Here is a 26,455-nt window from a genome sequence, read left to right as displayed (position 1 = left end):
TGATAATATAGGTAAACGCTCCCGCCTCGGAAGCCGGAGTTGTGAAGCGATTCACTGATACGGTTCAGTGAACCGCTTCACCTATGGTCCTGTCAACGGTGCGTCTTTCTGTCGGCCGTACGCAATAGGCTGGCTTGGTGCCCCGCAAGAGAGCGACCATCAAGGAAGTGGCCCAGGCCACAGGCCTGTCACCGGCCGCCGTCTCCTATGCGCTGCGCGGCATGCAGGTCTCCGAGGAGACGATGGAGCGGGTGCGGGCGGCCGCCGCGGAGCTGGGCTACGAGGCCGACCCCATCGCCCGCGCCCTGGCCAGCGGACGCACCGGGATGATCGGCGTGCTCTGCGGGTCACTCGAAGACCTGTGGCAGCAGTCGCTGGCCGTCGGCGTCAGCAGGGGGCTGCGGGAGAAGGACCGCTACGCGCTGATCCTCGACGCGGTCGGCGACCCGGCCCGCGAGCGCGCCCTCGCCCAGCAACTACGCGACCAGCGCGTCGACGGGCTCATCGTGCAGCCGGTCGACCCCGCCGCGGCCTTCTGGCCCGAGCTGTGCGAGTCGCTGCCGGTGGTCTCGATCGGCGACTCGCTGGAGGGCACCGCGGGCGAGGTCGTCTTCGACAACCGGCGCGGCATGACGCTGGCCCTGGAGCACCTCAAGGGGCTCGGCCACCGCCGCGTGGCCGTCCTCACGCCGACCCGCACCAGCACCCCCGACCGGCCCGCCGACGTCCACGTCACCGCCGAGGCCGAGCGGCTGGGGCTCGACCTGGAGGTCACCACCGCGTCCCACGAGCTGGCGGGGGCCACCGACGTGGCCCGCCGCATCCTGGAGTCGGACCGGCCGAGCGCCGTCTTCTGCTTCTCCGACTCCATCGCCTACGGGGTCTACGCGGCCGCGGCCGAGCTGGGGCTGTCCATCCCGGGCGACGTCTCCGTCATGGGTTACGACGACCACCCGATGTCCGGCCTGCTCACGCCGGGGCTGACCACGGTGGACTGGAACATCGCGGGCATCGTCAGGGCGGCGGTCCGGCTGTCGGTGGCCGCGGTGGACGGGGGTCCCAAGCGCCGCCGCGTCGTCCAGCAGCCCACGCTCCGCGAACGCGGCTCCACCCGAGACCTCCCCACCCCCTAACCCACCACCCCAGGATCACCACCCCCCAACCCGCCCCCCAGGATCACCACCCCCTTATCCCGCCCTCCCAGGGTCACCACCCCCTTAACCCGCCACCTTTTGGCCGCCCGCCACCTTCTGGCCCGCCACCTTTTGGCCTGCCACTTTTTGGCCCGCCATCCCGGGGCTACCACCGACCGCACCGGGTGTCCGCCCGCTGCCACAGCCCGCACGGGCCGCCTCGCCCCGCCTGGCTTGTGCGCCGGACGCTTGTTTCGCGCCACTCCGCGCGTGCCGCCGCGACATCCCGCCTATGGCGCCGCACCTCTCCTCCCGCCGCCTCCTCGGCGCGTCTCCGTGTCCCAGTTGCCTGGCGAGGCCCGAAGGCGCGCTGCCAGAGGGCGTTCACGCGGGGCGTTCTGACCAGGCGCTCCGAAGGGGCGGTCAGGCGGAGGGGTGCTGGAGGGGTTGGTCAGGCGGAGGCGGTTACGCGGAGCGGTGCTGGAGGGGTTGGTTAGGCGGAGGCGGTTACGCGGAGCGGTGCCGGAGGGGTTGGTTAGGCGGAGGCGGTTACGCGGAGGGGTTCTGGAGGGGCGGTCAGGTGGGGGTGGTTAGGCCGGGGGTGTGGGGGGTGGGCTTGGGTGGCGGTGGGCAGGGGGCGCCTTGGGTGAGGGTGTCGGCGTCGCGTAGGGGCACGTTGGCCTCGCGTACGTAATAGAGGGGGCGCTGGGGCGCGATCCGGTGCACGTAGCGGCCGACCACCGCCAGCCCCGCCAGCGTCACCGCCGACAACGCGAGGTGCGCCCCGGTCAGCCCCAGCGCCGCCACCACGAGCCCGACCGCCGCCAGCAGGTACAGCAGGTTGAGCGGCCGCCACGAGAACCCGAAGAACAGCTCGAACGCATGCCCCGCCAACCGCCCCAGCCGCAGCTTGGACCGTCCCGCGCCACGCTCGCGGTGCGTGACGCTCACCGCCGCGTGCCGCGCCCCCACCAGAGGTACGGCAGGCATGAACCACGGCAGGCGCAGATCACTGATCGTCCTGGCCACCGGCGTCCGGACCAGCCGGAACGTGGAGGCCCCCCGAGGCATGCCGATCCTGAACACCGCCCTGGCCGCCCAGTGCAGCCCGAGCGAGCCGATCTTGCGCACGAGCGGGTCGTGCCGGTCGACCCGGTGCCCGAAGACCACGTCGTACCCCTCGGCGGCCTTGGCGAGCAGCGGCCAGATCTGGGACGGCGGCACCTGCAGGTCGGCGTCGCACTGCACGGTCCACGGCTGGGCGGCGTAGGAGAACCCGGCGGCCATGACCGCGTCGATGCCGAAGTTGCGGGTGAAGGACAGGTAGCGCACCCGGGGGTCGGCCTCGGCCAGGGCGCGCATCCGGGCGAGCGAGTCGTCGGAGCTGCCGTCGTCCACGAAGAGGATCTCCAGGTCCTCGATCGCGGACAGTTCCGCGGCCAGCTCCCGGTAGGCCACCTCCACCTGGGCGCCCTCGTTGAAGCACGGCACCAGCACGGTCAGGCCGGTCGTCACTGCGATCTCCTCAGGACCAGGCCGAGGACGAGCGGGTTCGCCCCCAGCGCGTACACGGCCCCGGCCGCCCCGGCCAGGGGGATGGTCACCGCGCCGAGCACGGCGACGGCGGCCAGCGCGGCGACCACGGCCTTGGCGTTGGCCCTCGGGTCGGTGTGCTCGACGACGAACGTGGCCCCGCTGGCCAGCGCCTGCACGGGGAGCAGGGTGAGCGCGAGCACGCCGAGCGCGAGCGGGCCGTGGATGTGCTGGAGCAGGGCGACTCCGGCGACGGCCAGCCAGAGCGCCCCGGTCAGGGCGGCCAGCCCGGCCATGCGCCGCCCCAGCACCCGGGCTCCGGCCGCGCCGCCGCCCGCCACCCTGAGCGACAGTTGCGGCTGGTAGATGCGCTGCAGCGTGTAGAGCACGGACAGGGCGAAGCCCCAGGCGAGGGTGACGAAGTAGAGGTCGCCGCTCTGGCCGGCGTGGGGGCTGAGCGCGAGCTCGACGAAGAGCGTGCCGATCATGGCGTTGTTCATGACGTCGGCCGCGCCCATGAGCACGATCGTCCCGGCCAGCACGCGGCGCAGCCCCGGACGCGGGCGTCTCGCGCGCGGCAGGCCGGGCAGCAGCGACAGGTTGAGCGCGGTGACCAGTGCCAGCAGCCCGGCCAGGTAGCCGGTCGGGCCGACGCCGGCGAAGAAGGCCAGCGCCGCCATCGCGCCCATGCCGAGGCCGAGCACGGCGAAGTGGGCGGTGTCGCGGGCGTAGCGGCCGAGCGCGCGGTGCAGGGCGACGCCGAGCATGCCGCAGCCGAGCGCCACGTAGTAGGCGATGCCCAGCAGGTAGAGCGTGACCAGGTGTCCTGGCGCGACGGCCAGGGCCACGACGGCGGCGGCCGTGGCCGGGAGCGGTACGTAGGCGACGAGGGCGCGGAGCATGCCGGCGAGCTGGTCCCGGGTACGGCGGGCCCGCGGGATCAGCTTGAGCGCGGCCTTCTCGGTACCCGACTGGACGACCATGCACAGCCAGCCGACGGCCCCCATGACCGCGGCGTACGCGGCGAAGTCGGCGCGGCTCCAGGCCAGGGCCAGCAGGGCGGCGGAGCCGTACAGCATGAGGCGGAAGGTGGCGCGGCCGGCGATCAGCGTCGTCAGCCGCGTCAGCCCGATGCGGTGGGTTGCGGTCGCGGTCATCCGGCGTCCAGGTCGGCGAGCACCCGGTCGAGCAGGGGGCGGCTGCCGTCGCGCAGGTAGGCGCGCAGGGCCGCGTCGACCTGTTCGGGGCCGAAGCGGTCGAGCACGCCGGGCAGCGAGGGGCCCTTCTCGACGCCGAACAGGGCGCAGAAGAAGGTCCTGACCTGGGCGGCGTCGAAGGTGTCCGGCAGGGGGATGAGGGCGCGCACGTGTTCGGCGTCAGGATCGGACGGTGGCGCGGCCGTCCAGGTGGACGGGCGGCCGGGGCCCGCCAGCCAGGCGCGGACGTGCGACAGGCGCTCGGCGGCGGAGGGGTCGAGGCGTTTCCCGGCGAGGGCGAGGTCGTAGCAGGTGGCGTGCAGGGCCGCGCAGACCTTGGGAAAGGGCGGCGGCTTGGCGGGCAGCAGGTCCAGGGGGATCTCGCTGATCTCCTCGACGTGGGCGCGGACCGCCTCGTCGGTCCTGGCCTTGGCCACCAGCGCGTCGAACTCCTTGTACCAGCGCGCCAGCGTCTCCCGGTCGAGGGGCGAGCGGTCGTCGTTGTCGCGGACCCAGCGGATCATGCGCGCGGGCAGGTACGGCACGAGCGGATCGCCCTCCACCGGCCGGGGCGCCGAGGGCACCGCCCGGTAGACGGCGCCGCAGGCCCGGCACGAGTACCGGCGGCGGCCGAGCGGGACGGGGTGCGGATCACCGCACTGCAGGCATCTCACAGCGGCACCGCCACCGCGGAGGAGGGCACCAGTTCCGCGCCCAGCCCGCTCTTCACCTCGGCCTGTCCCTTGCCTAGCACCAGGCCGCGCTTGCCGGCGCCGATCGCCCACTCGACCATGCGGACGTAGCCGTCGAAGTACAGGTGCTTGCGCCCGCCGTTCTCGGGCGGGAGCGCGCCCCAGCTCAGGCAGATGGGCCAGGCCGGGTGGTCGAGGATGAGGGAGAGCCCGAGCAGCCGCCGCCGGTGGCGGTAGGTCAGGGCGACGCTCTCGCCGCCGCCGATGAGCGCCTCCAGGTAGGGCAGCGGCAGCGGCGCGGCGGGCAGGATCTTGCTGCGGTGCTTGAGGTCGTTCTCGGCGCGCAGTCTGGCCGCCTCCTCGGCGCCGACCAGTTCGGCGGCGGGGCCGATGCGGACCGACAGCTCGGCGGAGAACGTCCTGGCCCGCCTGCGCAGGGAGTCGCGGCGGCGGGGGTCGAGCTGGGAATACCACTCGTCCAGGCCGGACCAGGGGAGGGCGAGCTTGGCCAGGGGAGCGGTCGGCAGGTTCACCCTGATCGGGCCGGGCAGCAGGCTGCCCTCGTCGGCCGAGACCTCGCGCCAGACCATGCCGCGCCAGCCGGGGCCCAGTTCCCGGCGCAGCCCGCGGGCGTAGGCGCGCAGCAGGTCGCGGTCCGGCTCGTCGCGGAACCACCAGCCCTTCTGGGAGCGGTTGCCGGGCGCGTGGACGTCGAGGACGCCCGCCGGTCCGCGTTCTCCGGCGTAGACGCCGCGCCGCAGCCTGGGGGTGCGCAACGAGGCCGAGGCGGCGCCGACCGCCTTGCCGTCCCGGCGCAGGACGGCCAGCACCACCGGCGCCTGGGCGCCCCAGGCGTAGGCGCGCAGCAGGTCGTAGCGCCAGGTCACCCACTGGCCCGCGGCCAGGCGCAACTCCTCCCAGTCGGCGGGTTCGGGATCGTGACGGGGATCCAGGAACTCCAGGCTCATCCGACCGCCCACCTGGGTACGGCCACGACCTTCATGGGCAGGTGGGCGAAGCCCAGCGAGCGTTTCACGTCGAGGAAGCCCCGGCCCGCGAACAGGCTCTTGGCGCCCGCGGCCGACGCGTGGGCGACGATCCGGGCGTAGCTGTCGAAGTAGAGGTCTTTCCTGCCGCCCTGCTCGGGTGGCAGCGCGGCCCAGGGGCCGTACGCGGGGGCGACGGGGTGGTCGTAGACCATGGCGAAGGCCAGCAGTCTCCCGTCGTGGTGGTAGCTGAGCGTCCACACGTCCTCGCGGCCGAGCAGCGCGGCGAAGTACGCGGGCGACAGCGGCAGGCGCGGGTCGAAGGAGGAGGACAGGCGGGCGGCGTGGCGTTCGTCGAGCGCGGCCAGTTCGGCCGGGTCGAGGTCCCGGCGGGCGCTGCCCTCGCGCACGTTCAGCTCGCCGTCCTGGGCGATGCGCTTGATCTGCCGCCGCAGCGTGGAGCGGCGGTTACGGCTGAGCGTGCCGATCCAGCCGTCCACGGTGGACCAGGCCAGGCTCAGCTCGGTGGTGCCGGGGGACTGCCTGACGACGGCGCCGCGCCGGGCGACCAGCGGCAGCGCGGGTTCGGTGACCATGCGGTAGACGACGCCGGCCAGCCGCCAGCCGAGCTCGGCCACGGCGGCGCGTTCAAAAGTCCTGATGAGCTCGCGCCCGTCGGCGCCCTCGGGCAGGCACCAGGTCGGCGCGTTGGAGTGAGCCGGTAATCGCACGTCGAGGAAGAGCGGCGCGCGAGGGGAACGCGTGGTCCGCAGGCCGCGGCAGACCGCGCCGACGGCGCCGGTGACCCGATCGCCGTCGCGGAAGACGCCCAGCAGGGGCCGGGCCCACGAACCGGCAAAGGAATTACGGATCACTTCATAGGACCAAATAGCGGTCAACCCCTCGCGAACCCGGAAATCTTCCCAGCCGTCCGGCTCTGGGTCAATATCCGGGCGCGACAGTTCAATTTTCACTCATGTCCCTGATTCATCCGAAAAATTACGAATTTGCAACGAAATGACTCGGAGTCATAGATGGCAGTATATGTCTGATTTGATCATGGCCGCGCGCCTCACCTGGACGCGTGTACCTACCGCCCGCGCACAAACCAGCGCGGCGTTCGAGCAGGGGAATGCCATGAAAGTAGGGGTGACGGGAGGTAATGGCTTCATCGGCCGTTACGTCTGTGAGGAGTTAGCCGCCAGAGGTCATACTCCGATCGTCTTCGACCATCAGGATCGCGGCTCCGGCCCGTTCGAGGTCATGCTCGGTGACATCAGGGATGCCACGGCGATGACCGAGCTGGCCGCCCACGCCGATGCGGTCATCCACCTGGCCGCCGTGCTCGGCACCCAGGAGACGATCACCAACCCGCGGCCCGCCGCAGAGACCAACCTCATGGGCGGTCTCAACTTCCTGGAGGCCGTGGCCCAGTATGGCCTCCCCGGCGTCTACATCTGCGTGGGCAACCACTGGATGGACAACAGCTATTCGATCTCCAAGACCGCCGTGGAGCGCTTCGCGCGCATGTTCAACGCCCACCGCGGCACCAGCGTCAACCTAGTGAGGGTCGTCAACGCCTACGGGCCCCGTCAGATGGCGGCGCCACCGTTCGCCGCCGGCAAGGTACGCAAGATCACCCCCGCCGTGATCTGCCGCGTCCTGTCCGGAATGCCGGTCGAGCTGTACGGCGGCGGCACCCAGATCTCCGACATGGTGTGGGTCGGCGACGTGGCCAGGGGACTGGTCGCCGCGCTGGAGACCGCCGCGGCCAAGCCGCCGCTCGGCCACGTGGTCGAGGTCGGCCCCGCCGAGTCGACCAGCATCCGCGCCGTCGCCGAGACGATCATCGACATGTGCGCGGAGCGCGGCTACGACCGCGTCCCGATCGTGGACCTGCCCATGCGTCCGGGCGAGACCCCGGACACCGCCGTCACCGCGAACCCCGAGACGCTGCGTCCCGTCGGCATCGACCCCGCCAGCCTGGTTTCCCTGCAAGAGGGCATGGCCAAGACGGTCGACTGGTTCATCGAGAACCGCGGCACCCACTGGAACACCCCGAAGTGAAGCACCTCGTGATCCTCGGCGGCTCGGACGGCACGGTCAGTGCCTTCCGGGCCGCCCGGCGGCTGGGCCTGTCCACGATCTGCGTGGACATGCGGGCCGACGCCCCCGGCGTGGCCGAAGCCGACGAGTTCCTGCACCTCAGCACCCGCGACGTGGCGGCGGTCGCGGCCGCGCTGCGCGGGCGCGCGGACCTGGCGGGCCTGCTCGCCCCCGGCAGCGACATCAACCTCCCGTCGCTGGTCGAGCTGGCCGGCCTGCTCGGCCTGCCGTGCGGGCTCACGGAGGAGACCCTGCGGGTCTCGACGGACAAGGCCGCCTTCCGCGAGACGTGCCTGCGCCTCGGCCTGCCGAGCCCCCGTTACTCCACCGACCCAGAGGTACGGCCGGCGCTGCCGGTCATCGTCAAGCCGGTCGACTCCGGCAGCTCGCGCGGCATCACGATCGTCGGCGCGCAGGAGGAGCTCGCACCGGCGGTCGAGCACGCGCGGGCACTCTCCCCGACCGGCCGGATCATCGTCGAACAGCTCCTGACCGGCCAGGACCTCTGCGCCGAGGCCATGCTCCAGGACGGCACGATCGCCCTGCTCGGCCTGAGCCGCCGGGTCACGGAACCTCCCGGCGTGGTGGCGATCGGGCACGACATGGAGCCGGGCGACGACGTCCTCGCCAAGGAGGTCGTCCGGCAACTGGAGCTCGTCTGCGCCGAGGTCGGCTACACCGACGGCCCGCTCAACGTGGACCTGTTCGTCGAGGGCGGCGTGGTCACGCTGATCGAGATGGGCGCCCGCATCGGCGGCAACGGACTGGGCGAGGCCCTCGGCCTGATGTACGGCGTGGACACGGTCGAGGCCACGGTCCGCCTGGCCGTCGGCGAACGCCCCGACCTCACGCCCGCCCGCTGCGGGACCGCCTCGGTACGCGTGCTGCGCGCGCCCCGGGCGGGCACCCTGCGCCGGATCGAGGGCCTCGAGTCGCTGCCCGGCAGCGCCGAGATCGTCGTGGTCGCCCGGCCCGGCGACCCTGTCGTGCCCTACACCGAGTGCCGGGCCAAGCTCGGCTACGTCGTCGACCACACGGCCCCGGACCTGGACGCGCTGGTCAGGGTCGATGTCGACTAGGTTCTCCGCCACGGCGTGGGAGCGGTCCTACCGGCGCACCGTCCGGCTCGCCTTCTCCCGCGTGCCCTTCTACCGCGACCAGTGGGTACGTGCGGGCCGGGCGCTCGACGAGCCCCTGCCCACGCCCACCGGGGAGCTGGCCGGGCAGTTGCACCGCCTGTGCCCGTTCGGCGAGCCGTACGATCCGGGGGCCGAACCGAGCCTGTGGATCGGCCCGCCGGGCGGCCTCCGCGCGGCGCTGACGACGGCCCTCGGCGCGGCGGGTGCGGCGGGTTTCTCGGGCGCGGCAGGTGCGGCAGGCGTTTCGGGCGCGGCGGGTGTGGCGGGTTTCTCGGGTGCAGCGCGCTTGGGCGGGCTTGGGCGGGTTCCGGTGCTGGAGGTGCGCCGGTCGGTGCTGGATCGGCGGCGGCTGGGTGCGGGCGGCCCGCCGTACGGCGTGCTGCTGGAGCCGGGCGCCACGGTCGTGCACGAGCGCAGGCGGCGTGAGCTCAACGCGCCCGCGCTCGCACTCGCCACCCGCGCCGGCCGCGCGGTCGTGGTGGGGGAGCGGGCGGCGGTGGCCTCGTTCCTGCCCGAACTGGAGGGCGTCGAGGTGAGGGTGCTGGAGCGGGTCACGCTCGCCGGCGCCGCGGAGGGCGTGCTGGTCCACGATCCCCACCTCGGCTACTACGCGGCCCGCGCCCGCTGCGGCCGGGTCCATCTGCTGTGGCGGCGCTTCCACGCCCGGCCGGAGGGCGGCGGGCTCGCCGTCTCCGCGCTGGGCCGGCGCCGTCCGGTGCTCGTCGCCGTGGTCCCGGAGGGCGGCGGCGAGATCGGCCGCTGCCCCGGCCACGGCACCCCGATCCTTGGAGTCTCAACGTGATCAGAGCCAACCGGGTGACGCTGCTCGCGGGCGCCCTTGCGGTGGCGCTGGCGGGAATCGTCCGCTTCGTCCTGCCGTACGAGCAGGAGATCACCTCGCTGTGGGCCTTCCTCGTGAAGCTCACGCCGCAGCTCGCCGCCATCGTGGCGGTCGCCTGGCTGGACGTGGAGTGGGCGCGGCGGCTGAGGCTGCACCTGTTCGCCGTCCCGGCCGTGTTCCTGGCCTTCCTGCTGTACTTCGTGCCGAAGACCTTCATCGCCGCCATGGACATCGAGGACGGATCCGGCGGCTTCGAGGACCTCTACCTGCACGTCGTGGTCTTCGTGCCGTTCCTGATCGTGGGGCTGCTGCTGGCCTACCGGCTCGGCGGCGGCACGCGCGAAGGCGTGCTGCGCACGGGCCTGGCGATGTCGATCCTGCACGTGTCCGGACTGGAGGACCTCGTGGCGGTCTCCATGAACCGCCGCCTCGACGGCATCCCCGAGGTGTGGGCGTGGGCCGACCACATCACCGTGCGGATCGGCCACCCGGCCACCAAGTACGAGGCGTACGCGTTCATCGCCGCGCACGTGGTCGCGGCCCTGCTGGTGCTGTTCGTGCCGCGCCGGTGGCTACGACGCGGCTCCGGCCGCGCGCAGGAGTAGCCGGGCCTCGTCCAGGTCGCCGTCCAGCGGGCGGTCGGGCTCGGGGCCGCGGCGGGCGCGTACGGCCGCCACGCGCTCGCAGGCCAGCACGATCTCCAGCGGCTCGGCGCAGCGCAGCGCGTGGCGGGCCGCCTGGGTGGCGAAGCCGGCGTGGTCCTCCGTGCCGCGGGAGATCACGGCGTTGCCGGTGGTCACCGGCGTCGCCAGGTGGCGCAGCTCGGCCAGCGCGTCCTGGGCCACGTACTCCAGGATCATCAGGCCCGAGGAGCCCGGCCGGTCGGCGAGGAACGGCAGCGCGCCGGTGTAGCCGGGCTCCATCAGCGTCGCCAGCCGGGCGGTGCTGAGCTGCGCCGTCTGCACGAGCGCCGCGCGCAGCGTGTCCAGGGCCAGCGCCACGGGCGCCGAGTGGAAGTTGCCGTTGTGCCAGGCCAGCGAGCGGTCGATGAGCGGGTTCTCGGCGGCGGCGTTGAGGTCCACCTCCACCGTCGCCGCCGCACGCTCCAGCGCGTCGAACGCGCCGCCGTGCACCTGGGCGAAGGCGCGGTAGCCGTACGGGTCCTGCACGCGGGCGGCGAGCTCGCCGTTGAGCAGGCCGCGCAGCCGCGCGGCCACCACCGCCTGCCCCTGGTGCGGCCTTGCTTCCTGTACGGCTGCCGCCAGCGGCTCCGCCGAGGCCCCGACCGCGGTGAAGGAGAGCGCGGCCACGTCGACGGCGGCAGCGAGCAGCCCGCGCAGCCGGTGGCAGGCCAGCGCCGCGTCGGCCAGCGTCAGCGCGCCCGAGCTGATGAACGGCAGCCCGTCCGAGCTCGCCAGCGCGAAGCGCGGGCCGTCTCCGCCCCGCCACTCCTGCTCGCCCAGCAGGCACAGGGCGGTGGTGGCCAGCGCCGTCAGGTCGCCGGTGCCGATGGCCCCGTAGGCGCGTACCGGGGGAGTGACGCCCGCGTTGATCGCCTCGGCGAGCACCGGCAGCACCGCGGGGTCGATCCCCGAGCCGCCGGCGAGAAGCTGGTTCAGGCGTACGGCCAGCATTCCCCTGGCCCGCTCCGCCTCGATCAGCGGGCCCGCGCCGCCCGCGTGGCTGCGCAGCAGGTCGAGTCCGGACGCGGCCACCTCGACGTCCTTGTTCGCGCCGACGCCGGTGCTCTGCCCGTAGACCGGCCCGGTCAGCGCCTGGGCGGTGGCCCACGCGGCCCGGGCGCGATCGGTGGAGCCGATCGTCACCCGGACGCCGGCGGTGGCCACGGCCGAGACCCGCGCGCAGGTCAGGCCGGCGCCGTGGAGTTCCATGGGGTGATCAGTCGTTGTCGGGGATGATCAGGCCGAGCAGCCAGCTCACGACGCTGATGATGACCGAGCCGATGAGCGCGGTGACGAAGCCGTCCACGTGGAAGGGCACGTCGAGCTGCCCGGCGATCCAGCTCGTGAGCAGCAGCATCGCCGCGTTGATCACGAGGAGGAAGAGCCCCAGCGTCAGCACGATCACCGCGCAACCCAGCATTTTCACGATGGGCTTCACGATCGCGTTGATCAGGCCGAAGATGAGGGCGACGACGAGCAGCGTGCCCCAGTACTTGGCCGTGGTGTCGGTGTTGACCGTGATGCCGTCGAGCAGTTGGGTGGCGACCCACAGGGCGACCGCGGCCGCCAGGGTTCTCAAGATGAATATCACGCTGATAGATCCTCGCACTCCTTGAGGGCTGACCGGTAGAGGCGCAGCGCCAGCAGGGGATAGATCATGACGCTGAGCACGCCGGCGGTGACCATGGCGGCGGCGTGCGCGGAGCTGATCGCGCCCTCCGCGACGCCGGTGTTGGTGATCACCACGATCAGGGGGAGCCCGGCCGCGGCGAACAGCGCCAGCGCCCGGTTCTCGCCGCGCCGCAGGCCGGGGTCGCGCCGGTGCAGCAGGTACGTGGGCAGCCCGCGCACCAGCAGGAACGCCAGCAGGAAGACCGGGATGAGCAGCAGGCTGTGCGGGTCGGTGAACAGCGCCTTCAGGTCGAGGTTGGCGCCGCTGACCACGAAGAAGAACGGGATGAGGAAGCCGAAGCCGATCGCGTCGAGCTTGGAGGAGACCACATGCTCCTCGGCCTCGGGGCCGGAGGCGACGGCCAGCCGTACCACGATGCCCGCCGCGAACGCGCCGAGCAGGACGTCCAGGCCGAACGCCGACGCGGCGGCGATCATCGCGATCAGCACCAACATGACGATGCGCACGGCGAGCTGGCCGCTGCTGCCCATGGTCGCCGTGACCAGCCGCGCCAGCAGCGGGTGCCGCGGCCGGGCGGCCATGGCCGCCGCGACGATCGCGATCGCGGCGAACAGCGCGATGACCGCGATCGTGTGCCACGCCTCGTCCTCGGAGAAGACGAAGGCCATCGCCACGATCGGGCCGAACTCCCCGAGCGCCCCGATCCCCAGCACCCGGCTGCCGAACGGCGTGGGCAGCGCGCCCGCGTCGCGCACCATCGGCAGGATCGTGCCGAGCGCGGTCGTGCACAGCGCCAGCCCGATCACCTGGGCGGCCAGCGTGAACCCGTTCGTCGCCAGCGCCACGAGCAGCGCGAGCGCCAGCGAGGCGAACCAGCCGTAGATCGCCAGCCGGATCGGCCGGCCCTTGATCCGGGCGAACTCGATCTCGTAGCCGGCCATGAACATCAGCATGGAGAGCCCGAACTGCGAGAGCGTCTCGACGAAGCCGTCGATCCTGATCCAGCCGAGCAGCACCGGCCCGCACAGCACGCCGAACAGGATCTCCAGCACCACGTTCGGAACCCGGACGAACCGGTTGAGCGCATGGGCGACGATCGGCGAGATCGCGGCGGCCAGGGCGATGATCAGGACAGTGATCATGCACGCTATGTGCCCACAGGTCACTCCATGTAGTCACTCGCCGGACTGTTGGCGTTATGCAGGGCACAGGACGGGGAAGAGCGGTGGAGGGGAAGGGAGCGAGATGGACGCGAAGGAACTGGAGTCGTTGCCGGCCAGCGAACTGCACGAGCGTGCGGTCCGCTACGCGGTGCGCCACGGGGACCTGGGGTTTCTCTGGAACCTGCTCAAGGTGATCCCGGCGGCCGAGGCGGCCAGCGGTCACGACCAGGAGACCGCCAACGACCTCAGCCGCGTCTCGGCCCTGCTCAGCGACGCGCTCGCCGCGGGCGAAGGCGAGCTGGGCGAGGCACTTAAACCGGTCTATATCGACTACCTCACCCAGCATCCGGAGGCTTGAGCCCTCAACCGGCGAGCTGAGACGGCGTGCCGTACAGGGCGAAACCGGGCGTGCTCACCGAGCGTCCGGCGCGCGTGACAAGCATCACCTCGTACGGCTCCGCCGCCGCGAGATCCTGCGCGAAGCGGCGGGCCCTGGCCGGGCCCATCGCGTACATGGCGGTGGCGAACGCGTCGGCCGTGGCCAGATCGGGGCCGAGCACCGTCACCGAGCTCAGCCCGTGCTGGGCCTCGCCGGTGCGCGGGTCGACCACGCGCGTGTGTCCCGAGGTGGAGATGGCCAGGTCGTTGGCGAACACCATGCGGCGCACCGCGTTGGTGCGCGGGTCGCGGATGCCCACGCGCCACGGGCGGCCCGGCAGCGAGGAGCCGCGCACCCTGATGTCCGTGCCGGCGGTGATCCGGTGGTCCACCGCACCCGCGCCGGCCAGCGCCCGCGACAGCCGTTCGACCGCCCAGCCCTTGATGTAACCCGACACGTCCAGAGCCCCGCCGATCCGCGAGTCGAACCACCCGTCCGTCGCCTCGGACATCTCATCACACCGGTGCAGCACCTCGATCAACTCCGGCACCTGCTCGATCGTCCTGCCCGCGTTGAGCCGGCCGATCTGGCTCTCCTCGTCGAAGGGATCGAACGTCCGGTCCACCCAGCGCAGCCAGGCGAAGGCGTTGTCCAACATGGGAACCAGCTCACGCTGGGGCAATGCCGTACGGATGTCCACATTGACGGAGGTGTTCAGAACCGTCTCCGTGCGTGCGGATCCAGGGAACGTCATGTGGGGCTCCTCTCTCGGGAGGACACATTTGCATAACGGGCGTATGGCGGAGCTAAGCGCTTTGCCGGTGCCTGAAGGTCGCGTACGCGTGAGTAGGGTCGGAGCCATGGCAAACGTGCGTGTTGAGCGGACAGATGACGGCGGGTTCCGGGCGACCAACGCCCGCGGGGCCGAGGTGCGGATCGGCGGCGGGGACGAGGACGGTGTCTTCACCCCCGTGGAACTCCTGCTCGCGGCGGTGGGCGGATGCAACATCGTCACCGTCGAGCCGCTCACGGCCCAGCGGGGGCACCAGCTCATCCGGCTGGCGATGACCGTCGAGGCGGAGAAGGTCCAGCCCAACCTGCTGGGGCCGGTGACCGTGACCTATGACGTGGAGGTGCCGTCGGAGAAGGCGGACGAGGTGTACCGGGCGGTGGCCCATCGGGTGCACGAGAAGTACTGCACGGTGAGCCGGTCGCTGTCGGAAGGCACCGAGGTCCGTTTGGAGCTTCCCTAGCCCTTTTGGGGAGACATTCGACCCCTATATGACGCGTCCGTTGCATTCGCGTCTGTAGTGTCGAAGCAGGTCAAGAGTCCTGCGACTGACTAGCAGACCTTTACCGATGCGGACGCGGAGGGGGACCGTCGTCTGCAGTGCGGGACCGCCGGTGCTTCGGGGGAAGGTACCGGCCTGGACCGCCATATATCGGGGCCGGGGCAGCTTTGGGGGAAGCTGCTCCGGCCCCGATTCATGTCTGGGGTACTGCCGTGATTTTTACCGACAAACACCCATACGCTGGGTTTTTGTGACAGTTTCCATGCTGATTGACTGCGATCCCGGCATCGACGACGCGCTGGCGCTGGCCCTGGCGGCCGGATCCACCCTCGACCTGCGCGGCATCACCACAGTGGGCGGCAACGTCGGCCTGGACCTGACGACCGCCAACGCCCTGGCCCTGCGCGAGTTCCTGGACCTAGGCGACGTCCCCGTGGTCCCCGGCTGCTCCGGCGCCCTGGTCCGCGGCCCCATGGACGCGGCCCATGTCCACGGCGCCGGCGGCTTGGGCGACGCCGTACTCCCTCAGGCCGTCCGAGGCGCGGGAGAGGGCCACGCGGCCGACTTCATCATCTCCACTCTCCAGGACCACCCCGGCGAGATCACCCTCGTGGCCACCGGCCCCCTCACCAACATCGCCCTGGCCGTCCGCCGCGAACCCAGAATCGTCGACTGGGTACGCGACTTCGTGATCATGGGCGGCTCGTACACCCGCGGCAATCACAACCCCGCCGCCGAGTTCAACATCCTCACCGACCCCGAGGCCGCCGCCATCGCCTTCAACGCAGGCTGGACCGTCACCCAGATCGGCCTGGACGTCACATTGACCGCCCGCCTGACCCTCCCCATCCTCAACAGAATGCGAGACCTGGGCCGCCTGTCCTCCTTGATCCTCCCCAGCGTCCAGTACTACTCCCCGGTCACCGAGGAATCCGGCCCCGCCCTGCACGACGCGGTAGCCGTAGCCCACGTCATCGACCCCACACTCCTGACCCTGACCCCAGCAGAGGTCCAAGTGGAAACGGCCGGCCACTACACCACCGGCATGACCGTAACCGACTTCTCTTCCCCGGCCCCCAACACCCTGGTGGCCACCCACCTGGACGTGGACCGCTTCTGGCAGTTGATGATCGATGCGTACGGCAGGCTGGCTGGGCGACTTGGGTGATGTGCGTGGTGGTCTTGGTGGCTGCTACAGTTACGTGTGTCGCAAGCGCCGCTAGCTCAGTTGGTTAGAGCAGCTGACTCTTAATCAGCGGGTCCGGGGTTCGAGTCCCTGGCGGCGCACCGACCGAGACCCCAGTTCAGTAAGCTGAACTGGGGTTTCCTCGTTCCCGGAGTATCTCCGCCTGCCCCCGGAGTCACCAAGGTGGGCCATGGTCGCCACATCTCCACGTGCCATGGCCACTCAGTCTCTCGGTCGCTCTTCGGCACGGTTACCGATCAGCCGCAGCATCCGTCACACCGAACCGCATGTACTCCTTGGCGAACGGTTCGTCCACCGGACGACCCCTCCCGCGCCAGGCTTACGGCCGAAGGCGGGTGAATGCCGCCAGACGTCGACGGTGGTAATCGAGGTCTTCTTCGTCCTGTTCCACGCCTTGTGCCGCCGCCTGTGTGAAATAGACGCTCTCGCGTCGCAGCCGATGCCGCATCAGTTGCACCAGGGACTCATCGTCGAGGCTTTCGGCTGTCCCTCCGGATCGTCGGTAGGTTTGGGCGAATTGGCGGGGTTGTGCGAGGTTCTCGCTGAAGTCGGGCGTGAACTCCATCGCGGCGCCGGCGACCTCCACCTCGGGCGGGGCCACCAGCGCCTCGTCCCAGTCCAGTACGCCGATGATCCGGGTCGGGTCGTCGTGTGCGGTGAGCAGGTTGCCACGGTAGTAGTCGCCGTGCAGCGGGTGCCACAGGCGGGACCTTGTCGTGAAGTCGGACAGCCAGTTGTCCAGTTGCGGGTCATGCAGTTCTGGGTCGTCGTACGCGGCCTGCCCGACATCCAGAAGACTTGGCCGGGGCCGAGGCGGCAGTTCCACCTTGGCCAGCGCCCGATGTAGGCGGGCCAGTAGGCGCGCCGCGGCCAGAGCAGATTCCAGGTTGTCCTTTGGCACCCAGACCCCATCTACGTAGGGCCAGAGTGACACCGTTCTGCCCTCGATTCGCATTACCGTCGCGCCGTCGGCTCTCCCGGGCAGCGGCAGTGGTACGACCGCTTCGGTGCAGCCGCCGGCTCGCGCCGCCCCCGCGACCCGGTGACACCACTCCGCCTCCGCCAGGTCCTTCGCGTACGCGCTGATGCGGACCACCTTGTCGCCGACGCGCCACGCGGCGGACTCCTCACCGCCATGGAGGCGGGTCGCCGGCCCGCTGAGGCGGCATGCTCGTCGTACCGCCGCCGTCAGCGGAACCTCCGCATAGACCACGCCTGCTTCCCCGCCTTCCGTCACGAATGCCCCGTGGTCATCCGACCACATCGTGCGCTACTTGGCAGACCAGAGGGGCTTGTGGTCCTGGGAGTGGGAATGTCGGTGGGGTGCGGTTGAATGCGGGGCTGTGACCGTCTACGAGGTGGCTGCTCGATTCCCGGAGATCGCTGATCTGCGTTTTCGAAGCAAGGCGCTCGCGATGCTGGATGCCGTCATGACCGACGAGTTTCCCTACTTCCGGTTCGATGCTCGCTGGGGTGACGGGTGGGAGATGGCGTCGATGGACAACGGTTCCGGAGACGCGTTCTCGATCGTCTTTGCCGGGGAGGGGGCGCTTGTTCGGGGGTTTGACCATGAGTCGGTGTTGAGCCCTTTTGTGGCCGATCCGGTTGCGGTGTGGCCGGGGGTGACGGGTCGGGCGGCTTTGCGTCGCGACGAGTTGCACGAGGCCATCGACGAGATCGGGTATCCCGATGACGCCGGACCGGAGCGGGAAGGTCGCGGCTTCTGCTTGACGACTCGGACGAAGGCGTGGCCGCCCAAGCGGCGGTGCAGGCCCACAGGACGCAGGCTTACAGGACGTAGGACCGCAGGGCCACAGGACCGCAGGCCCATAGGACCGCAGGCTCACCGGGCTGTCAGGGAGTGGAGGTGAGGCGGAGGAGGAGGGCGGCGGCTATGTAGCGGGCGTGGCCGGTGATGGTGCGGGGGTCGTAGCCGAGCTCTCTGGTCAGCGACTCGTGTTTCGCCTGCATGGTCGAGTGGTGCATGCCGAGCGTGGCCGCGGCCGAGCGTACGCTGTCGGACTCCACGAGTACGCGGGCGATGTCGGCTGACCGGGGGTCCAGGCGGGACAGGGTCAGGACGTCGGGGTGGGGGTGGCGGGGGTCGTAGGACTTGGCGAGGATGAGCAGTGCGCCTATGTCGGTCGCGTCTACCACCGGTGTCCTGGGCTCAGTGAGGCGGTGGGCGACGATGGCGCCGTCCCACGACTCCGACGCCTGGTCGGCGCGGCACCACGGGCCTATGCCTGCGGGCTCCGGGATCGTGAGGGCGCCGGTCAGGTCCAGGGTGGCGCGCAGGATTCCGTATCGGGTCGGGACGGCGGTGGACGGGGCGTTCATGGCGGGCGTGTCCGTGGGGGTCGCGATCAGCCGGATCCGCGTGCCGGGCTGGATGCGGAGTCTGGCCAGTGCCTTGGCGCGTTCGTCGATCGGGGTCGCGGAGTCCAGGGCGGTTTCGAGGGCGCCCTCCGGGTCGCGGCGGGCCTCGGTGAGGTCGACCGCGAGGGCGAGCCGTTCGAGGATCATCTCGTCGTTGGCGTGGAGAGGTCCGGAGCGTTCGAGCCAGACCGAGCCGTTGCGGGTCTGGCGCTTCAGCGAGTGGGGGGCCTGCTCCGTCGTCACGCGCAGGCCCTGGGGGCTGTGGCGGACGATTCGGCCGCGGCGCTCGACTCCGGCCACGACGCCGGAGAGCGCGGCGGCGCCGCGCAGCAGGCCGTCGAGTCCGGCGCCTCCGGCGATCAGCGTGTCGAAGTACGAGACGACCTTGAGCGTCTCGCTCGCGTCCGGATCCAGGGCGGTGAGCCGTCCGACGAGATTCTGCATGTCAGCCCCCTCGCGTGTGACGTCGAACCTACGTTCACGGCGGGGTGGATGTCACCTGGACAGGGTTCTGGCCACCCAGGCGTTCCGTGCCGCGATCATCGCCTGCGCGAGCGCGCTGTGCGGCGCGATCATGTCGAAGCCGTGGAATCCGCCCGGCCACACGTGCAGTTCCGCCTGTACGCCCGCGTGCCAGAGCGCCGTCGCGTAGCTCACGTCCTCGTCGCGGAAGACCTCGGCGGAGCCGCAGTCGATGAACGCGGGCGGCAGCCCGGTCAGGTCGGTCGCGCGGGCGGGAGCGGCGTAGATCGAGACGTTCCCGGTGCCGCGGCGATCGCCCAGGAGCGCGGTCCAGCCCATCACGTTGCTCGCGCGGTCCCAGATGCCGACCCCGGCCATCTGGGCCGAGGACACGGTCTGGTCGCGGTCGTCGAGCATGGGGTAAATGAGCACCTGCCCGGCCAGTTCGGGGCCGCCGCGGTCGCGGGCGAGCAGCGCCGTACCGGCTGCGAGGCCGCCGCCCGCGCTCGCGCCCGCGATGATGAGACGGCTGGCGTCGATGCCCAGCTCGGCGGCGTGCTCGGCGGTCCAGAGGAGCCCGGCGTAGCAGTCCTCCACGGGGTACGGGTCGGGGAACTCGGGGGCCAGCCGGTACTCGACCGTCACCATCACGGCGTCGTGGTCGACGACCCAGGGCAGGGTCTCCGGCAGGCCGGAGAAGCGGTCACCGGCCACCATGCCGCCGCCGTGGGTGTGGTAGATGCCCGGTCCGAAGCCCTCGTGATCCGATCGGGCGATCACGGAGACGAGGATCTCCGCGCCCTCGAAGCCGGGGATCGTGACATCGCGCCGCGTGAGGCCCAGGGCCGCGAAGTCGACGGTGTTGATCGGGGCGGCCTGGCGGATCTGCGGGATCGACTCCAGCGTCATGACCGGCGAGAGCTGGCCGGCGATCACCGTGAGGACCGCGTCGAGTTCGGGATCGAACGGCGGCCGCGGAATGGCACCGGACATGAGGACTCCTCCCACTTGGCTACAGCACCATCATCGATCGGCGACCCCGGCTGCGAACCCGCCGAACGCCGCAGACAACGGCCACTTTCACCGCCATTTGGCCGGGGACCGGGCACCGCTTGACCTGCGAATCTGGGGCGAAACGCCTACGGAATGGAGTAAGCCATGGTCTGGCCGTCGGGAGAGACCGCGTTCGTCACCGGAGCGGCATCGGGGATCGGGCTCGGCATCGCGCGGGCGCTCGTGGCCTCGGGCGCGGGCGTGGCGCTCGCCGACATCGACGGCGAGCGGCTCGCGGAGATCGCGCGGGAGCTGACGGCGGCGGGCGGGAAGGTGACGACCGTCGAGCTCGACGTGAGCGACCCCGGGCAGTGGGAGGCGGCGGCCGACCGGGCCGAGGCGGCGCTCGGGCCCGTCTCGCTGCTGTTCAACAACGCCGGAGTCAGCGGGGGCGGCAGGATCGAGGAGACCTCGCTCGACGTCTGGCGGTGGATCCAGAAGATCAACATCGAGGCGCAGTTCATCGGGGTGTCGGCCTTCCTGCCCCGGTTCCGGGCGCGGGGCGGCCGGGCGCACGTCACCAACACCGCCTCGATGGCGGGGCTGGTCCCGATGGTGACCCAGGGCGCGTACGTCGCCTCGAAGTTCGCCAGCCTCGGGTTCTCCATGGTGCTGCGCGACGAGCTGCGGGGCACGGACATCGGGGTCTCGGTGCTGTGCCCGGGGACCGTGGCCACGCGGCTGGGGGTGACGGCGGCGGAAGGGGAGGCCAAGCTCCTCGGGCGGGCGGCCGACGTCGAGCTGGTCGAGCGCAACAGCGCGCTGCTGGCGGCCGGCGCCGATCCGGACCGGGTCGGCGAGCAGGTGGTCGAGGCGGTGCGGCGGCGGGACTTCCTGATCGTCACCCACCGCGAGTGGGCGCCGCTCGTGGAGAAGGTGCACGCGGAGCAGACGCGCGCGTTCGGCGCGTTCGACGGACGGCACGGCGTGGACGCGACCGCGCGCATGCTGGCCTCGGGAGCGACTCTCTAAGGGCTAGGGGCTGTCTCAAAGTCGATCAACGGGCCGCCGACGCCAATCCCCAGTGGTCAGCCCCGGCACGCCCGCACCGTGACTCGATCGACTCACGGTCCGGCGTGCACCACGGCGCGTTCGTCCAGCAGGCCCGCCTCGCACAGATCGGACCATAGCCCCGCGGGGATCGGCGCCGAGAACGCCTCCCTGTTGCGCAGCACCTCATCCTGCGAGCGCATGCCCACGACGACGCCCGCCACCACCGGGTGCAGCAGGGGAAAGGCCATCGCGGCCTGCGGGACGCTCACGCCGTGCTCCGCGCACACGTCCGCGATTGTGTTGACCCGTTCCAGCAGCTCAGGGGTGGCGGGTCCGTAGTCGTACCGCGCTCCCTCGGCGGGCCTGTCGGTGGCCAGCAGACCGGAGTTGAAGACGGAGGCGGCAACGACGGAGACGCCGCGTGCGGCGCATGCGGGCAGCAGCTCGTCCAAGGCCGTGTGGTCCAGCAGGGTGTAGCGACCCGACAGCATGACGACGTCCGCGTCGGTCTCCCGCACCAGACGGGCCAGCTTGCCAGGGTGGTACATGCCCGCGCCCACGGCGGCGACCACACCCTGGGCGCGCAGCTCGGCCAGCGCCGGATAGCCCTCGCGCAGGGCAGCCTCGAAGTGCTGTTCGGCGTCGTGCAGATACAGCACGTCGATCCGGTCGAGGCCCATGCGGGTCAGCGAGTCCTCGACACTGCGCAGGACGCCATCGCGGGAGAAGTCCCAGACCCGGCGATGGGTGGCCGGGACGGCGAAGCTCTCGTCCATCCGCCCTCGCGGGTCCTGCGGGATCAGCAGCCGGCCGACCTTCGTCGACAGCGTGAAGTCCGCCCGCGGCCGGCCGCGCAGCAGCTCGCCGATGCGGCGCTCGGAGTGCCCGATGCCATAGTGCGGCGAGGTGTCGAAGTAGCGGATTCCCGAGTCCCAGGCGGCCTCCAGCGTCTGCGCCGCGGTGTCGTCGTCCAGGGGATCGAACAGGCCGCCCAGAGGCCCGCCGCCGAAGCCCAGTTCGGTGACCGTCGTGGTGCTGCGTCCGAGCCGATGCGTACGCATGTGGTGTGTCTCCTTCGTCAGCGGTTCCGGCATCCGGCCGGAGGCGTGTTGCGCAAGACTCCGCGCCAGGTCAGAAGGCAGGGAAAGCCCAGCCTGAGGGGTGGAAGGGCTCGCGTTCCCAGCGGAAGGCGAGCGAGGCGGCAGCGATCGCACCCGGGCGGAATTCCTCGACGCGCCCCGCCGCCGCCAGGGAGCTCAGGGACGTGCCACCCAGGTAGGCCGCGCCCAGCTCGGCCGCCGTCAGGCGCAGGTCCGGCCGTGCCCGGGTGCGTTCGCAGGTGACGGTGTCGCCATCGGCCAGCAGCCGGTAGCGACCGGCGTTCCACGGACAGAACGGATCCTGGACCTCCAGCACCAGATCCAGGGGCGTCGCGTAGCGGCGGATCGTGAGCGCGCGGCCGACGTCCGCCAGGCGGACCCACAGATTGTCGATCAGGGTGGTGCGAGCCGCGCGCGGGTCGCTGAGCAGGTGCTTGAGGGGCTCGTCGAGGGCGCCGTCGTAGACGATCCCGGTGTGCGCGTCGAGGTCGATGAGAAAGCGCCACAAAGCGGCGTACGACTGCCTGGTGGTGGCCGCGAGCTCGACGACGTGCACGAGGTCACGCTTGGAGCGATAGAGAGCGTAGCCGGTGACCTCGCCGCCCGCCTCCAGATGGACCGCGAAGCGCAGGGCCGTCCCGCCGTCGCGGGCCCGCTCGCCGTCGGCCAGCCGGGCCTCCCAGAACCTCCCCGTACGGTCCACCCAGCCCACGGAGGTACGGCGGGCGGTGTCGTAGACCTTCTCCAGCAGCGGCTGCGCCCTCTCGCGGGAGAGCAGCCTGATCGTGCCGTCGCCGAGTTCGGTGCCGGGGCGCATGGCCATGAGCCGCTTCTCGCCGCGGACCTCGGCCACGTGGCTGGCGATGCCGTACCCGAAGCGTCCGTAGATCGTGGCTTCGGCGGCGTTGAGCGCGGCGATCGGCTCGCCGCCCGATTCGTGCAGGTCGGTGAGTTGTCTGCGCATCATCGCGGTGAGGATGCCGCGGCGCCGGTGCGTGGGCAGGACCGCGACGAGCGTGATGCCGGCGACGGGCGTCGTCCCGCCCGGGACGGTCATGACCCGGCCGTAGATCGACCCGCCTCCGACGATCTCCGTACCGTCGTAGGCTGCGAGGGTGCGACCGGGCTCGATGGAGACGGCGGCGTTCCGTAGGCCGCCATCGACCCAGTCCTGGCCGTAGGTCGTGGTGATCATGCGCGCCCACGCGTCGAGCTCGTCGGCACCGATGGTACGCAGCGGGTAGGTGGCTGTCATGGGTTCGAGCCTGGCCGGGTAAACAGGCCCGACACATCTAGCGATCTGGGTATTTATGCTGGTGCCGTGGTGGCGGAGCGCGTGGTCAGTCCCAGGTTCGTCGGCCGGGCCGAGGAACTCGCGGCCCTGGCAGCGGCCCTGGACACGGCGGTCGAGCAGGGGCCCGCGGTGGCGCTGGTGGCCGGGGAAGCGGGGATCGGCAAGTCGCGACTGCTGGCCGAGTTCGCGCGCACGCTGGGGCCGGAGGTGCGGGTGGTCGCGGGTGCCTGCGCGGAACTGGGCAGCGACGGCCTGCCGTACGCGCCGTTCGTGACGGTGCTGCGCAGGCTGATCCGGGTCGAAGGGACACTGCCGGGCCCCTACCGCCAACTGGCGCGCTGGTTCCCGGAGCTCGGCGAGGCGGGTGGCGGGGAAGGCGGCAAGCACCGGCTGTTCGAGGAGGTCCTGTCCCTGATCGAGCGGGTGGCCGCGGACCAGCCGCTGGTTGTCTTGATCGAGGACCTGCACTGGGCCGACGCCGCCACTCGCGAGTTGCTGAGTTTCCTGGCCAGGAACGTGACCCAGGCAGGCGTGCTCCTGGTGATCACCCACCGGCCCGTGCAAACGCCGCTGTCCGAGCTGTCCCGCCACCCGCGCGTGACCACGCTGCGCCTGGAACGCCTGGACCGGGAAGAGGTAGGGCGCCAGCTGGCCGCGATCCTCGGCGACGAGCCGGACGCGGCCGTGGCACGCCGCGTCCACGAACGCAGTGCGGGCAACCCGCTATTTGTCGAGGCGCTCGCCCGCGCCGGTGAGCGAACCCCGGACAGCCTGCGTGACCTGCTGCTGCACGGACCGCGCTCGCTGCCGGGCCCCGCTCGCGAGCTGACCCGCCTGGCCTCGGCGGCGGGCGGGCGGGTCAGCCACCGGCTGCTGGCGCAGGTGGCCGGGCAGGACGGGCCCGACCTGGACACCCTGCTGCGCGAGCTCGTCGACCGCGGCCTGCTCGTCACCACGGGCGACGGCTACGACTTCCGCCACGCCTTGATCCGGCAGGCCGTGTACGAGGACCTGCTGCCCGGCGAGCGGGCCCGCCTGCACGCCCGCTACGCCGATGCCCTGCGCGATGTCGGGGCCCACGCCGAACTGGCCGCGCACGCCTACGCCGCCGGGAACCGCAGGCAGGCCCTGCGCGCCGCCTACCTGGCCGCAGACCAGGCACACGGGTCCTACGCCTACGAAGAGCAGGTGCGCCTGCTCGACCAAGTCCTCGAACTCTGGGACCCCCACGCGGGGCTGGACGTCGACAGGATCGACATCCTCACAAGCGCGGCTGAGGCCTGCATGCTGAGCGGCGACTACGCACGCGGCATCGACTACGCCACCACGGGGCTGAGCGCGATCGACGAACGGCGCGAGCCCGAACGCGCCGCCCAGTTGCTGGAGCTGCGGGGCAGACTGCGGCACCGGTTGAACGCGAACGGCGTCGCCGACTGGGAACGAGCCCTCGAACTCCTGCCCGCCGACCCCGGCAGCATCCAGCGGGGGCGGCTGCTCGGGGTGCTGGCCATGGGCCTGCTGCCCGAGGTGGGCAAGGCACGCGAGGCGTTCGAGGAGGCGCTCGCCGTCGGCCGGCGCACCGGCGACCCCACGGTCACCATCCGCGGACTGCTGGGAGTCGGATCCATGACAGGCGACCTCGGCCTGCTGGCGCAGGCCCGCACGCTCGCCGACCGGCTCGACGGCCACGACCTGCTCATGACCATCCCGATGTACGAGGCCACGGTGTACACCAGGACCGGCGACCAGGAGCGCGCCATCGAAGCGGCCCGCGACGGCATGCGCCACGCCCGCAGGTACGGGCTGGGCCGCAGCCGGGGCGCCGAGCTCGCGCGCTACGCCGGGTACGCGCTGATCCTGGCCGGGCGGTGGGACGAAGCGGCCGCCATCCTGCGTGAGAGCATCACGGAGAATCCGCCACCGCTGTCGCGGCAGATCCTGCTCGTCCTCGACGGCTACCTGTCCCTGCTGCGCGGGGATGTGGCCGCGGCAGCCGCCGCCGCGGCGGCCGTGGAGCACGCCGACAGCGGAAGCCTGTTCCCCCGCCATCAGCTGTTCTGCCTGCTCGCCGTCGCCCAGGGCAACCCGGAACAAGCCGATCGGCTCCTGGAGCGGGCACTGGCCGACCCGGAGTTCACCCGCGTCTACAGCAGCGACGCTCGTCCGGTCCTGGTCGCCGGCGCGCTGGCACAACGGGCCCGACTCGACCACGACACCGGCGATGACGTGCGGGGGCAGGTCGCCGAACGTCATGCCGAACTCATCGCGGCCGACGCGACGCTCGGGGTCGACGGGCCATTCGACCGCGCCTGGCAGATCATGCTGCACGCCCTGATCGAGGACACCGGCTGGGACGAGGCGGCCGCGGCCTGGCGGGAGCTGAGGCAGCCGTACGAACTGGCGCTGAGCCTGTACCACGGCGCGCGGGCGGCGCTGGCCGCGGGCGACAAGCCCGGCGCGACCACCCGACGAAGGCAAGCCGCCCGGCTGGCCGAGGACCTGGGCGCCGCGCCGCTCTCCCGGGAGATCGCCCTGCTTGGACGACCCCGACCGGCTCAGGACGGGCTCACCGAACGCGAGCACCAGGTGCTCAGGTTGATCGCCGAGGGCTTGAGCAACCGGCAGATCGCCTCTCAGCTGCACATCTCGCCGAGCACGGCAGGCGTGCACGTCTCTCACATCCTGACGAAACTGGGCGCGGCAACTCGCACCGAGGCGGCGGCCATCGCCTTCCGCGAAGGGTTGACAGGGCCTTTCTCTTCTTAGCGTGACGTCTCCCACACATCGCCAACGCCCGTTCGCGGTGGCCCAAGCGACAGGATGAGGCATCCACTTCGGGTACGCCAGGCGACGACAAGCTGCGTGTCGACTACCGCGACCGCTCAGCGGTGGAGCGTGGCATCAACCGGCTCAAGCGGCACCGCGCGATTGCCACCCGGTTCGGCAAACTCGCTGTTCGCTACGTAGCGACCATCCACATTGCCGCGATCAACGACTGGCTCACCACCCTTTGAAACAGGCCCTAAAGGGTGTTGCAGAAGTCGGTGTGTCGGCAGGTCAGGGCTGGATTCGTGGTTGCCGGGATCAGGTCGACAGGGCGAGATTGTGCAGGTGGGCGACGGCTTGAACGGCGTGATGCAGGCCGGTGCCTCGCTGCCGGCAGTCGCGCAAGATCTTGTAGTTCTTCATCC

26 protein-coding genes and 1 tRNA gene are annotated in these 26,455 nt (G+C 71.3%); 13 read left to right on the top strand and 14 right to left on the bottom strand.

From position 1 onward, the window contains the following. Window positions 1-137: 137 nt before the first annotated feature. On the top strand, window positions 138-1,133 hold the full coding sequence (locus tag ACIBEJ_RS40895) for a LacI family DNA-binding transcriptional regulator (RefSeq protein WP_397188337.1): 996 nt from the start codon (window positions 138-140) through the stop codon (window positions 1,131-1,133). A 576-nt stretch (window positions 1,134-1,709) separates the two neighbouring features. Here ACIBEJ_RS40895 and ACIBEJ_RS40890 read toward each other — a convergent pair. Genes ACIBEJ_RS40890 through ACIBEJ_RS40870 form a run of 5 tightly spaced genes read right to left on the bottom strand, consistent with a single transcriptional unit; the run spans window position 1,710 to window position 6,415 of the window. Beyond that, window positions 1,710-2,648 carry a glycosyltransferase family 2 protein gene (locus ACIBEJ_RS40890; RefSeq protein ID WP_397188336.1) on the bottom strand — a complete coding sequence of 313 codons (939 nt, stop codon included), beginning with the start codon at window positions 2,646-2,648 and terminating at the stop codon, window positions 1,710-1,712. After that, window positions 2,645-3,823, bottom strand: coding sequence for a hypothetical protein (locus ACIBEJ_RS40885; protein WP_397188335.1), 1,179 nt, complete (start codon window positions 3,821-3,823; stop codon window positions 2,645-2,647). Before ACIBEJ_RS40885 ends, ACIBEJ_RS40890 begins: the two co-directional genes overlap by 4 nt. Beyond that, window positions 3,820-4,536 (bottom strand): hypothetical protein, encoded by a 717-nt coding sequence (locus ACIBEJ_RS40880; RefSeq protein ID WP_397188334.1) that lies wholly within the window; start codon window positions 4,534-4,536, stop codon window positions 3,820-3,822. Before ACIBEJ_RS40880 ends, ACIBEJ_RS40885 begins: the two co-directional genes overlap by 4 nt. Next, the gene (locus ACIBEJ_RS40875; RefSeq protein ID WP_397188333.1) at window positions 4,533-5,522 is read right to left on the bottom strand and encodes a hypothetical protein; all 990 of its coding nucleotides are present in this window, start codon (window positions 5,520-5,522) and stop codon (window positions 4,533-4,535) included. Before ACIBEJ_RS40875 ends, ACIBEJ_RS40880 begins: the two co-directional genes overlap by 4 nt. Continuing rightward, window positions 5,519-6,415, bottom strand: coding sequence for a GNAT family N-acetyltransferase (locus tag ACIBEJ_RS40870; RefSeq protein WP_397188332.1), 897 nt, complete (start codon window positions 6,413-6,415; stop codon window positions 5,519-5,521). The genes ACIBEJ_RS40875 and ACIBEJ_RS40870 overlap by 4 nt, the downstream gene beginning before the upstream one ends. A gap of 274 nt (window positions 6,416-6,689) precedes the next feature. On the opposite strand from ACIBEJ_RS40870, the gene ACIBEJ_RS40865 reads away from it, so the two are divergent. Genes ACIBEJ_RS40865 through ACIBEJ_RS40850 form a run of 4 tightly spaced genes read left to right on the top strand, consistent with a single transcriptional unit; the run spans window position 6,690 to window position 10,231 of the window. Next, on the top strand, window positions 6,690-7,607 hold the full coding sequence (locus tag ACIBEJ_RS40865) for an NAD-dependent epimerase/dehydratase family protein (protein WP_397188331.1): 918 nt from the start codon (window positions 6,690-6,692) through the stop codon (window positions 7,605-7,607). Next, window positions 7,604-8,725, top strand: a complete 1,122-nt coding sequence (locus ACIBEJ_RS40860) for an ATP-grasp domain-containing protein (protein WP_397188330.1) — start codon at window positions 7,604-7,606, stop codon at window positions 8,723-8,725. Before ACIBEJ_RS40865 ends, ACIBEJ_RS40860 begins: the two co-directional genes overlap by 4 nt. Further along, window positions 8,715-9,587: a hypothetical protein gene (locus ACIBEJ_RS40855; RefSeq protein ID WP_397188329.1), complete on the top strand. Its 873-nt coding sequence runs from the start codon at window positions 8,715-8,717 to the stop codon at window positions 9,585-9,587. Before ACIBEJ_RS40860 ends, ACIBEJ_RS40855 begins: the two co-directional genes overlap by 11 nt. Then, window positions 9,584-10,231: a hypothetical protein gene (locus ACIBEJ_RS40850; RefSeq protein ID WP_397188328.1), complete on the top strand. Its 648-nt coding sequence runs from the start codon at window positions 9,584-9,586 to the stop codon at window positions 10,229-10,231. The genes ACIBEJ_RS40855 and ACIBEJ_RS40850 overlap by 4 nt, the downstream gene beginning before the upstream one ends. On the opposite strand, the gene ACIBEJ_RS40845 is transcribed toward ACIBEJ_RS40850, so the two are convergent. Genes ACIBEJ_RS40845 through ACIBEJ_RS40835 form a run of 3 tightly spaced genes read right to left on the bottom strand, consistent with a single transcriptional unit; the run spans window position 10,199 to window position 13,084 of the window. After that, window positions 10,199-11,518: an aromatic amino acid ammonia-lyase gene (locus tag ACIBEJ_RS40845; RefSeq protein ID WP_397188327.1), complete on the bottom strand. Its 1,320-nt coding sequence runs from the start codon at window positions 11,516-11,518 to the stop codon at window positions 10,199-10,201. The genes ACIBEJ_RS40850 and ACIBEJ_RS40845 overlap by 33 nt on opposite strands. A 7-nt stretch (window positions 11,519-11,525) precedes the next feature. Continuing rightward, complete coding sequence (locus ACIBEJ_RS40840; protein ID WP_397188326.1) at window positions 11,526-11,900, bottom strand: phage holin family protein; 375 nt, start codon at window positions 11,898-11,900, stop codon at window positions 11,526-11,528. Further along, window positions 11,897-13,084 carry a cation:proton antiporter gene (locus ACIBEJ_RS40835; protein ID WP_397188325.1) on the bottom strand — a complete coding sequence of 396 codons (1,188 nt, stop codon included), beginning with the start codon at window positions 13,082-13,084 and terminating at the stop codon, window positions 11,897-11,899. The genes ACIBEJ_RS40840 and ACIBEJ_RS40835 overlap by 4 nt, the downstream gene beginning before the upstream one ends. A 103-nt stretch (window positions 13,085-13,187) precedes the next feature. On the opposite strand from ACIBEJ_RS40835, the gene ACIBEJ_RS40830 reads away from it, so the two are divergent. Continuing rightward, the gene (locus ACIBEJ_RS40830; RefSeq protein ID WP_397188324.1) at window positions 13,188-13,463 is read left to right on the top strand and encodes a hypothetical protein; all 276 of its coding nucleotides are present in this window, start codon (window positions 13,188-13,190) and stop codon (window positions 13,461-13,463) included. Between the two features lie 4 nt (window positions 13,464-13,467). Here ACIBEJ_RS40830 and ACIBEJ_RS40825 read toward each other — a convergent pair whose 3' ends face one another. Then, a complete protein-coding gene (locus ACIBEJ_RS40825; RefSeq protein WP_397188323.1) occupies window positions 13,468-14,238 on the bottom strand; it encodes an FAD:protein FMN transferase in 771 nt (256 codons plus the stop codon). A gap of 106 nt (window positions 14,239-14,344) precedes the next feature. On the opposite strand from ACIBEJ_RS40825, the gene ACIBEJ_RS40820 reads away from it, so the two are divergent. From ACIBEJ_RS40820 to ACIBEJ_RS40810, 3 genes are all read left to right on the top strand, one after another. After that, window positions 14,345-14,737 carry an OsmC family protein gene (locus ACIBEJ_RS40820; RefSeq protein ID WP_397188322.1) on the top strand — a complete coding sequence of 131 codons (393 nt, stop codon included), beginning with the start codon at window positions 14,345-14,347 and terminating at the stop codon, window positions 14,735-14,737. A 289-nt stretch (window positions 14,738-15,026) separates the two neighbouring features. Beyond that, complete coding sequence (locus ACIBEJ_RS40815; protein WP_397188321.1) at window positions 15,027-15,944, top strand: nucleoside hydrolase; 918 nt, start codon at window positions 15,027-15,029, stop codon at window positions 15,942-15,944. Between the two features lie 45 nt (window positions 15,945-15,989). Then, window positions 15,990-16,063 (top strand) — tRNA-Lys (locus ACIBEJ_RS40810). A gap of 239 nt (window positions 16,064-16,302) precedes the next feature. Here the strand turns inward: ACIBEJ_RS40810 and ACIBEJ_RS40805 are convergent. Next, the gene (locus ACIBEJ_RS40805; RefSeq protein ID WP_397188320.1) at window positions 16,303-17,247 is read right to left on the bottom strand and encodes an aminoglycoside phosphotransferase family protein; all 945 of its coding nucleotides are present in this window, start codon (window positions 17,245-17,247) and stop codon (window positions 16,303-16,305) included. 79 nt (window positions 17,248-17,326) lie between these two features. On the opposite strand from ACIBEJ_RS40805, the gene ACIBEJ_RS40800 reads away from it, so the two are divergent. Continuing rightward, window positions 17,327-17,854 (top strand): hypothetical protein, encoded by a 528-nt coding sequence (locus ACIBEJ_RS40800; RefSeq protein ID WP_397188319.1) that lies wholly within the window; start codon window positions 17,327-17,329, stop codon window positions 17,852-17,854. On the opposite strand, the gene ACIBEJ_RS40795 is transcribed toward ACIBEJ_RS40800, so the two are convergent. Continuing rightward, window positions 17,838-18,806: a hypothetical protein gene (locus tag ACIBEJ_RS40795; protein ID WP_397188318.1), complete on the bottom strand. Its 969-nt coding sequence runs from the start codon at window positions 18,804-18,806 to the stop codon at window positions 17,838-17,840. The two genes, ACIBEJ_RS40800 and ACIBEJ_RS40795, sit on opposite strands and share 17 nt — an antisense overlap. A 51-nt stretch (window positions 18,807-18,857) precedes the next feature. After that, window positions 18,858-19,817, bottom strand: a complete 960-nt coding sequence (locus ACIBEJ_RS40790) for an alpha/beta hydrolase (protein ID WP_397188317.1) — start codon at window positions 19,815-19,817, stop codon at window positions 18,858-18,860. Window positions 19,818-19,982: 165 nt separating this feature from the next. Here ACIBEJ_RS40790 and ACIBEJ_RS40785 point away from each other — a divergent pair, with 165 nt between their 5' ends. Next, window positions 19,983-20,849 (top strand): SDR family NAD(P)-dependent oxidoreductase, encoded by an 867-nt coding sequence (locus ACIBEJ_RS40785; protein WP_397188316.1) that lies wholly within the window; start codon window positions 19,983-19,985, stop codon window positions 20,847-20,849. Window positions 20,850-20,941: 92 nt separating this feature from the next. Here the strand turns inward: ACIBEJ_RS40785 and ACIBEJ_RS40780 are convergent, their stop codons facing one another. Beyond that, complete coding sequence (locus ACIBEJ_RS40780; RefSeq protein ID WP_397188315.1) at window positions 20,942-21,931, bottom strand: aldo/keto reductase; 990 nt, start codon at window positions 21,929-21,931, stop codon at window positions 20,942-20,944. 70 nt (window positions 21,932-22,001) lie between these two features. Continuing rightward, a complete protein-coding gene (locus ACIBEJ_RS40775; protein ID WP_397188314.1) occupies window positions 22,002-23,225 on the bottom strand; it encodes a GNAT family N-acetyltransferase in 1,224 nt (407 codons plus the stop codon). 66 nt (window positions 23,226-23,291) lie between these two features. On the opposite strand from ACIBEJ_RS40775, the gene ACIBEJ_RS40770 reads away from it, so the two are divergent. Further along, window positions 23,292-26,030: an ATP-binding protein gene (locus ACIBEJ_RS40770; protein ID WP_397188313.1), complete on the top strand. Its 2,739-nt coding sequence runs from the start codon at window positions 23,292-23,294 to the stop codon at window positions 26,028-26,030. A gap of 122 nt (window positions 26,031-26,152) precedes the next feature. After that, window positions 26,153-26,278 (top strand): hypothetical protein, encoded by a 126-nt coding sequence (locus ACIBEJ_RS40765; protein ID WP_397188312.1) that lies wholly within the window; start codon window positions 26,153-26,155, stop codon window positions 26,276-26,278. The last annotated feature ends 177 nt before the right edge of the window (window positions 26,279-26,455 follow it).

The sequence above is a fragment of the Nonomuraea sp. NPDC050790 genome (assembly GCF_044456745.1).
In the GTDB taxonomy this organism is placed as follows: Bacteria; Actinomycetota; Actinomycetes; order Streptosporangiales; family Streptosporangiaceae; genus Nonomuraea.
The sequence above is the reverse complement of the archived record's forward strand: the minus strand, read 5'-3'. Positions and strand labels throughout refer to the sequence as shown.

Excerpts from the sequence above, each read along its gene's own strand:
- ACIBEJ_RS40825 (WP_397188323.1), bottom strand. The coding sequence starts at position 14,238 with ATGACGTTCCCTGGATCCGCACGCACGGAGACGGTTCTGAACACCTCC.
- ACIBEJ_RS40785 (WP_397188316.1), top strand. The coding sequence starts at position 19,983 with ATGGTCTGGCCGTCGGGAGAGACCGCGTTCGTCACCGGAGCGGCATCG.
- ACIBEJ_RS40805 (WP_397188320.1), bottom strand. The coding sequence starts at position 17,247 with ATGTGGTCGGATGACCACGGGGCATTCGTGACGGAAGGCGGGGAAGCA.
- ACIBEJ_RS40855 (WP_397188329.1), top strand. The coding sequence starts at position 8,715 with ATGTCGACTAGGTTCTCCGCCACGGCGTGGGAGCGGTCCTACCGGCGC.
- ACIBEJ_RS40830 (WP_397188324.1), top strand. The coding sequence starts at position 13,188 with ATGGACGCGAAGGAACTGGAGTCGTTGCCGGCCAGCGAACTGCACGAG.
- ACIBEJ_RS40795 (WP_397188318.1), bottom strand. The coding sequence starts at position 18,806 with ATGCAGAATCTCGTCGGACGGCTCACCGCCCTGGATCCGGACGCGAGC.
- ACIBEJ_RS40835 (WP_397188325.1), bottom strand. The coding sequence starts at position 13,084 with ATGATCACTGTCCTGATCATCGCCCTGGCCGCCGCGATCTCGCCGATC.
- ACIBEJ_RS40875 (WP_397188333.1), bottom strand. The coding sequence starts at position 5,522 with ATGAGCCTGGAGTTCCTGGATCCCCGTCACGATCCCGAACCCGCCGAC.
- ACIBEJ_RS40885 (WP_397188335.1), bottom strand. The coding sequence starts at position 3,823 with ATGACCGCGACCGCAACCCACCGCATCGGGCTGACGCGGCTGACGACG.
- ACIBEJ_RS40775 (WP_397188314.1), bottom strand. The coding sequence starts at position 23,225 with ATGACAGCCACCTACCCGCTGCGTACCATCGGTGCCGACGAGCTCGAC.
- ACIBEJ_RS40845 (WP_397188327.1), bottom strand. The coding sequence starts at position 11,518 with ATGGAACTCCACGGCGCCGGCCTGACCTGCGCGCGGGTCTCGGCCGTG.
- ACIBEJ_RS40790 (WP_397188317.1), bottom strand. The coding sequence starts at position 19,817 with ATGTCCGGTGCCATTCCGCGGCCGCCGTTCGATCCCGAACTCGACGCG.
- ACIBEJ_RS40780 (WP_397188315.1), bottom strand. The coding sequence starts at position 21,931 with ATGCGTACGCATCGGCTCGGACGCAGCACCACGACGGTCACCGAACTG.
- ACIBEJ_RS40820 (WP_397188322.1), top strand. The coding sequence starts at position 14,345 with ATGGCAAACGTGCGTGTTGAGCGGACAGATGACGGCGGGTTCCGGGCG.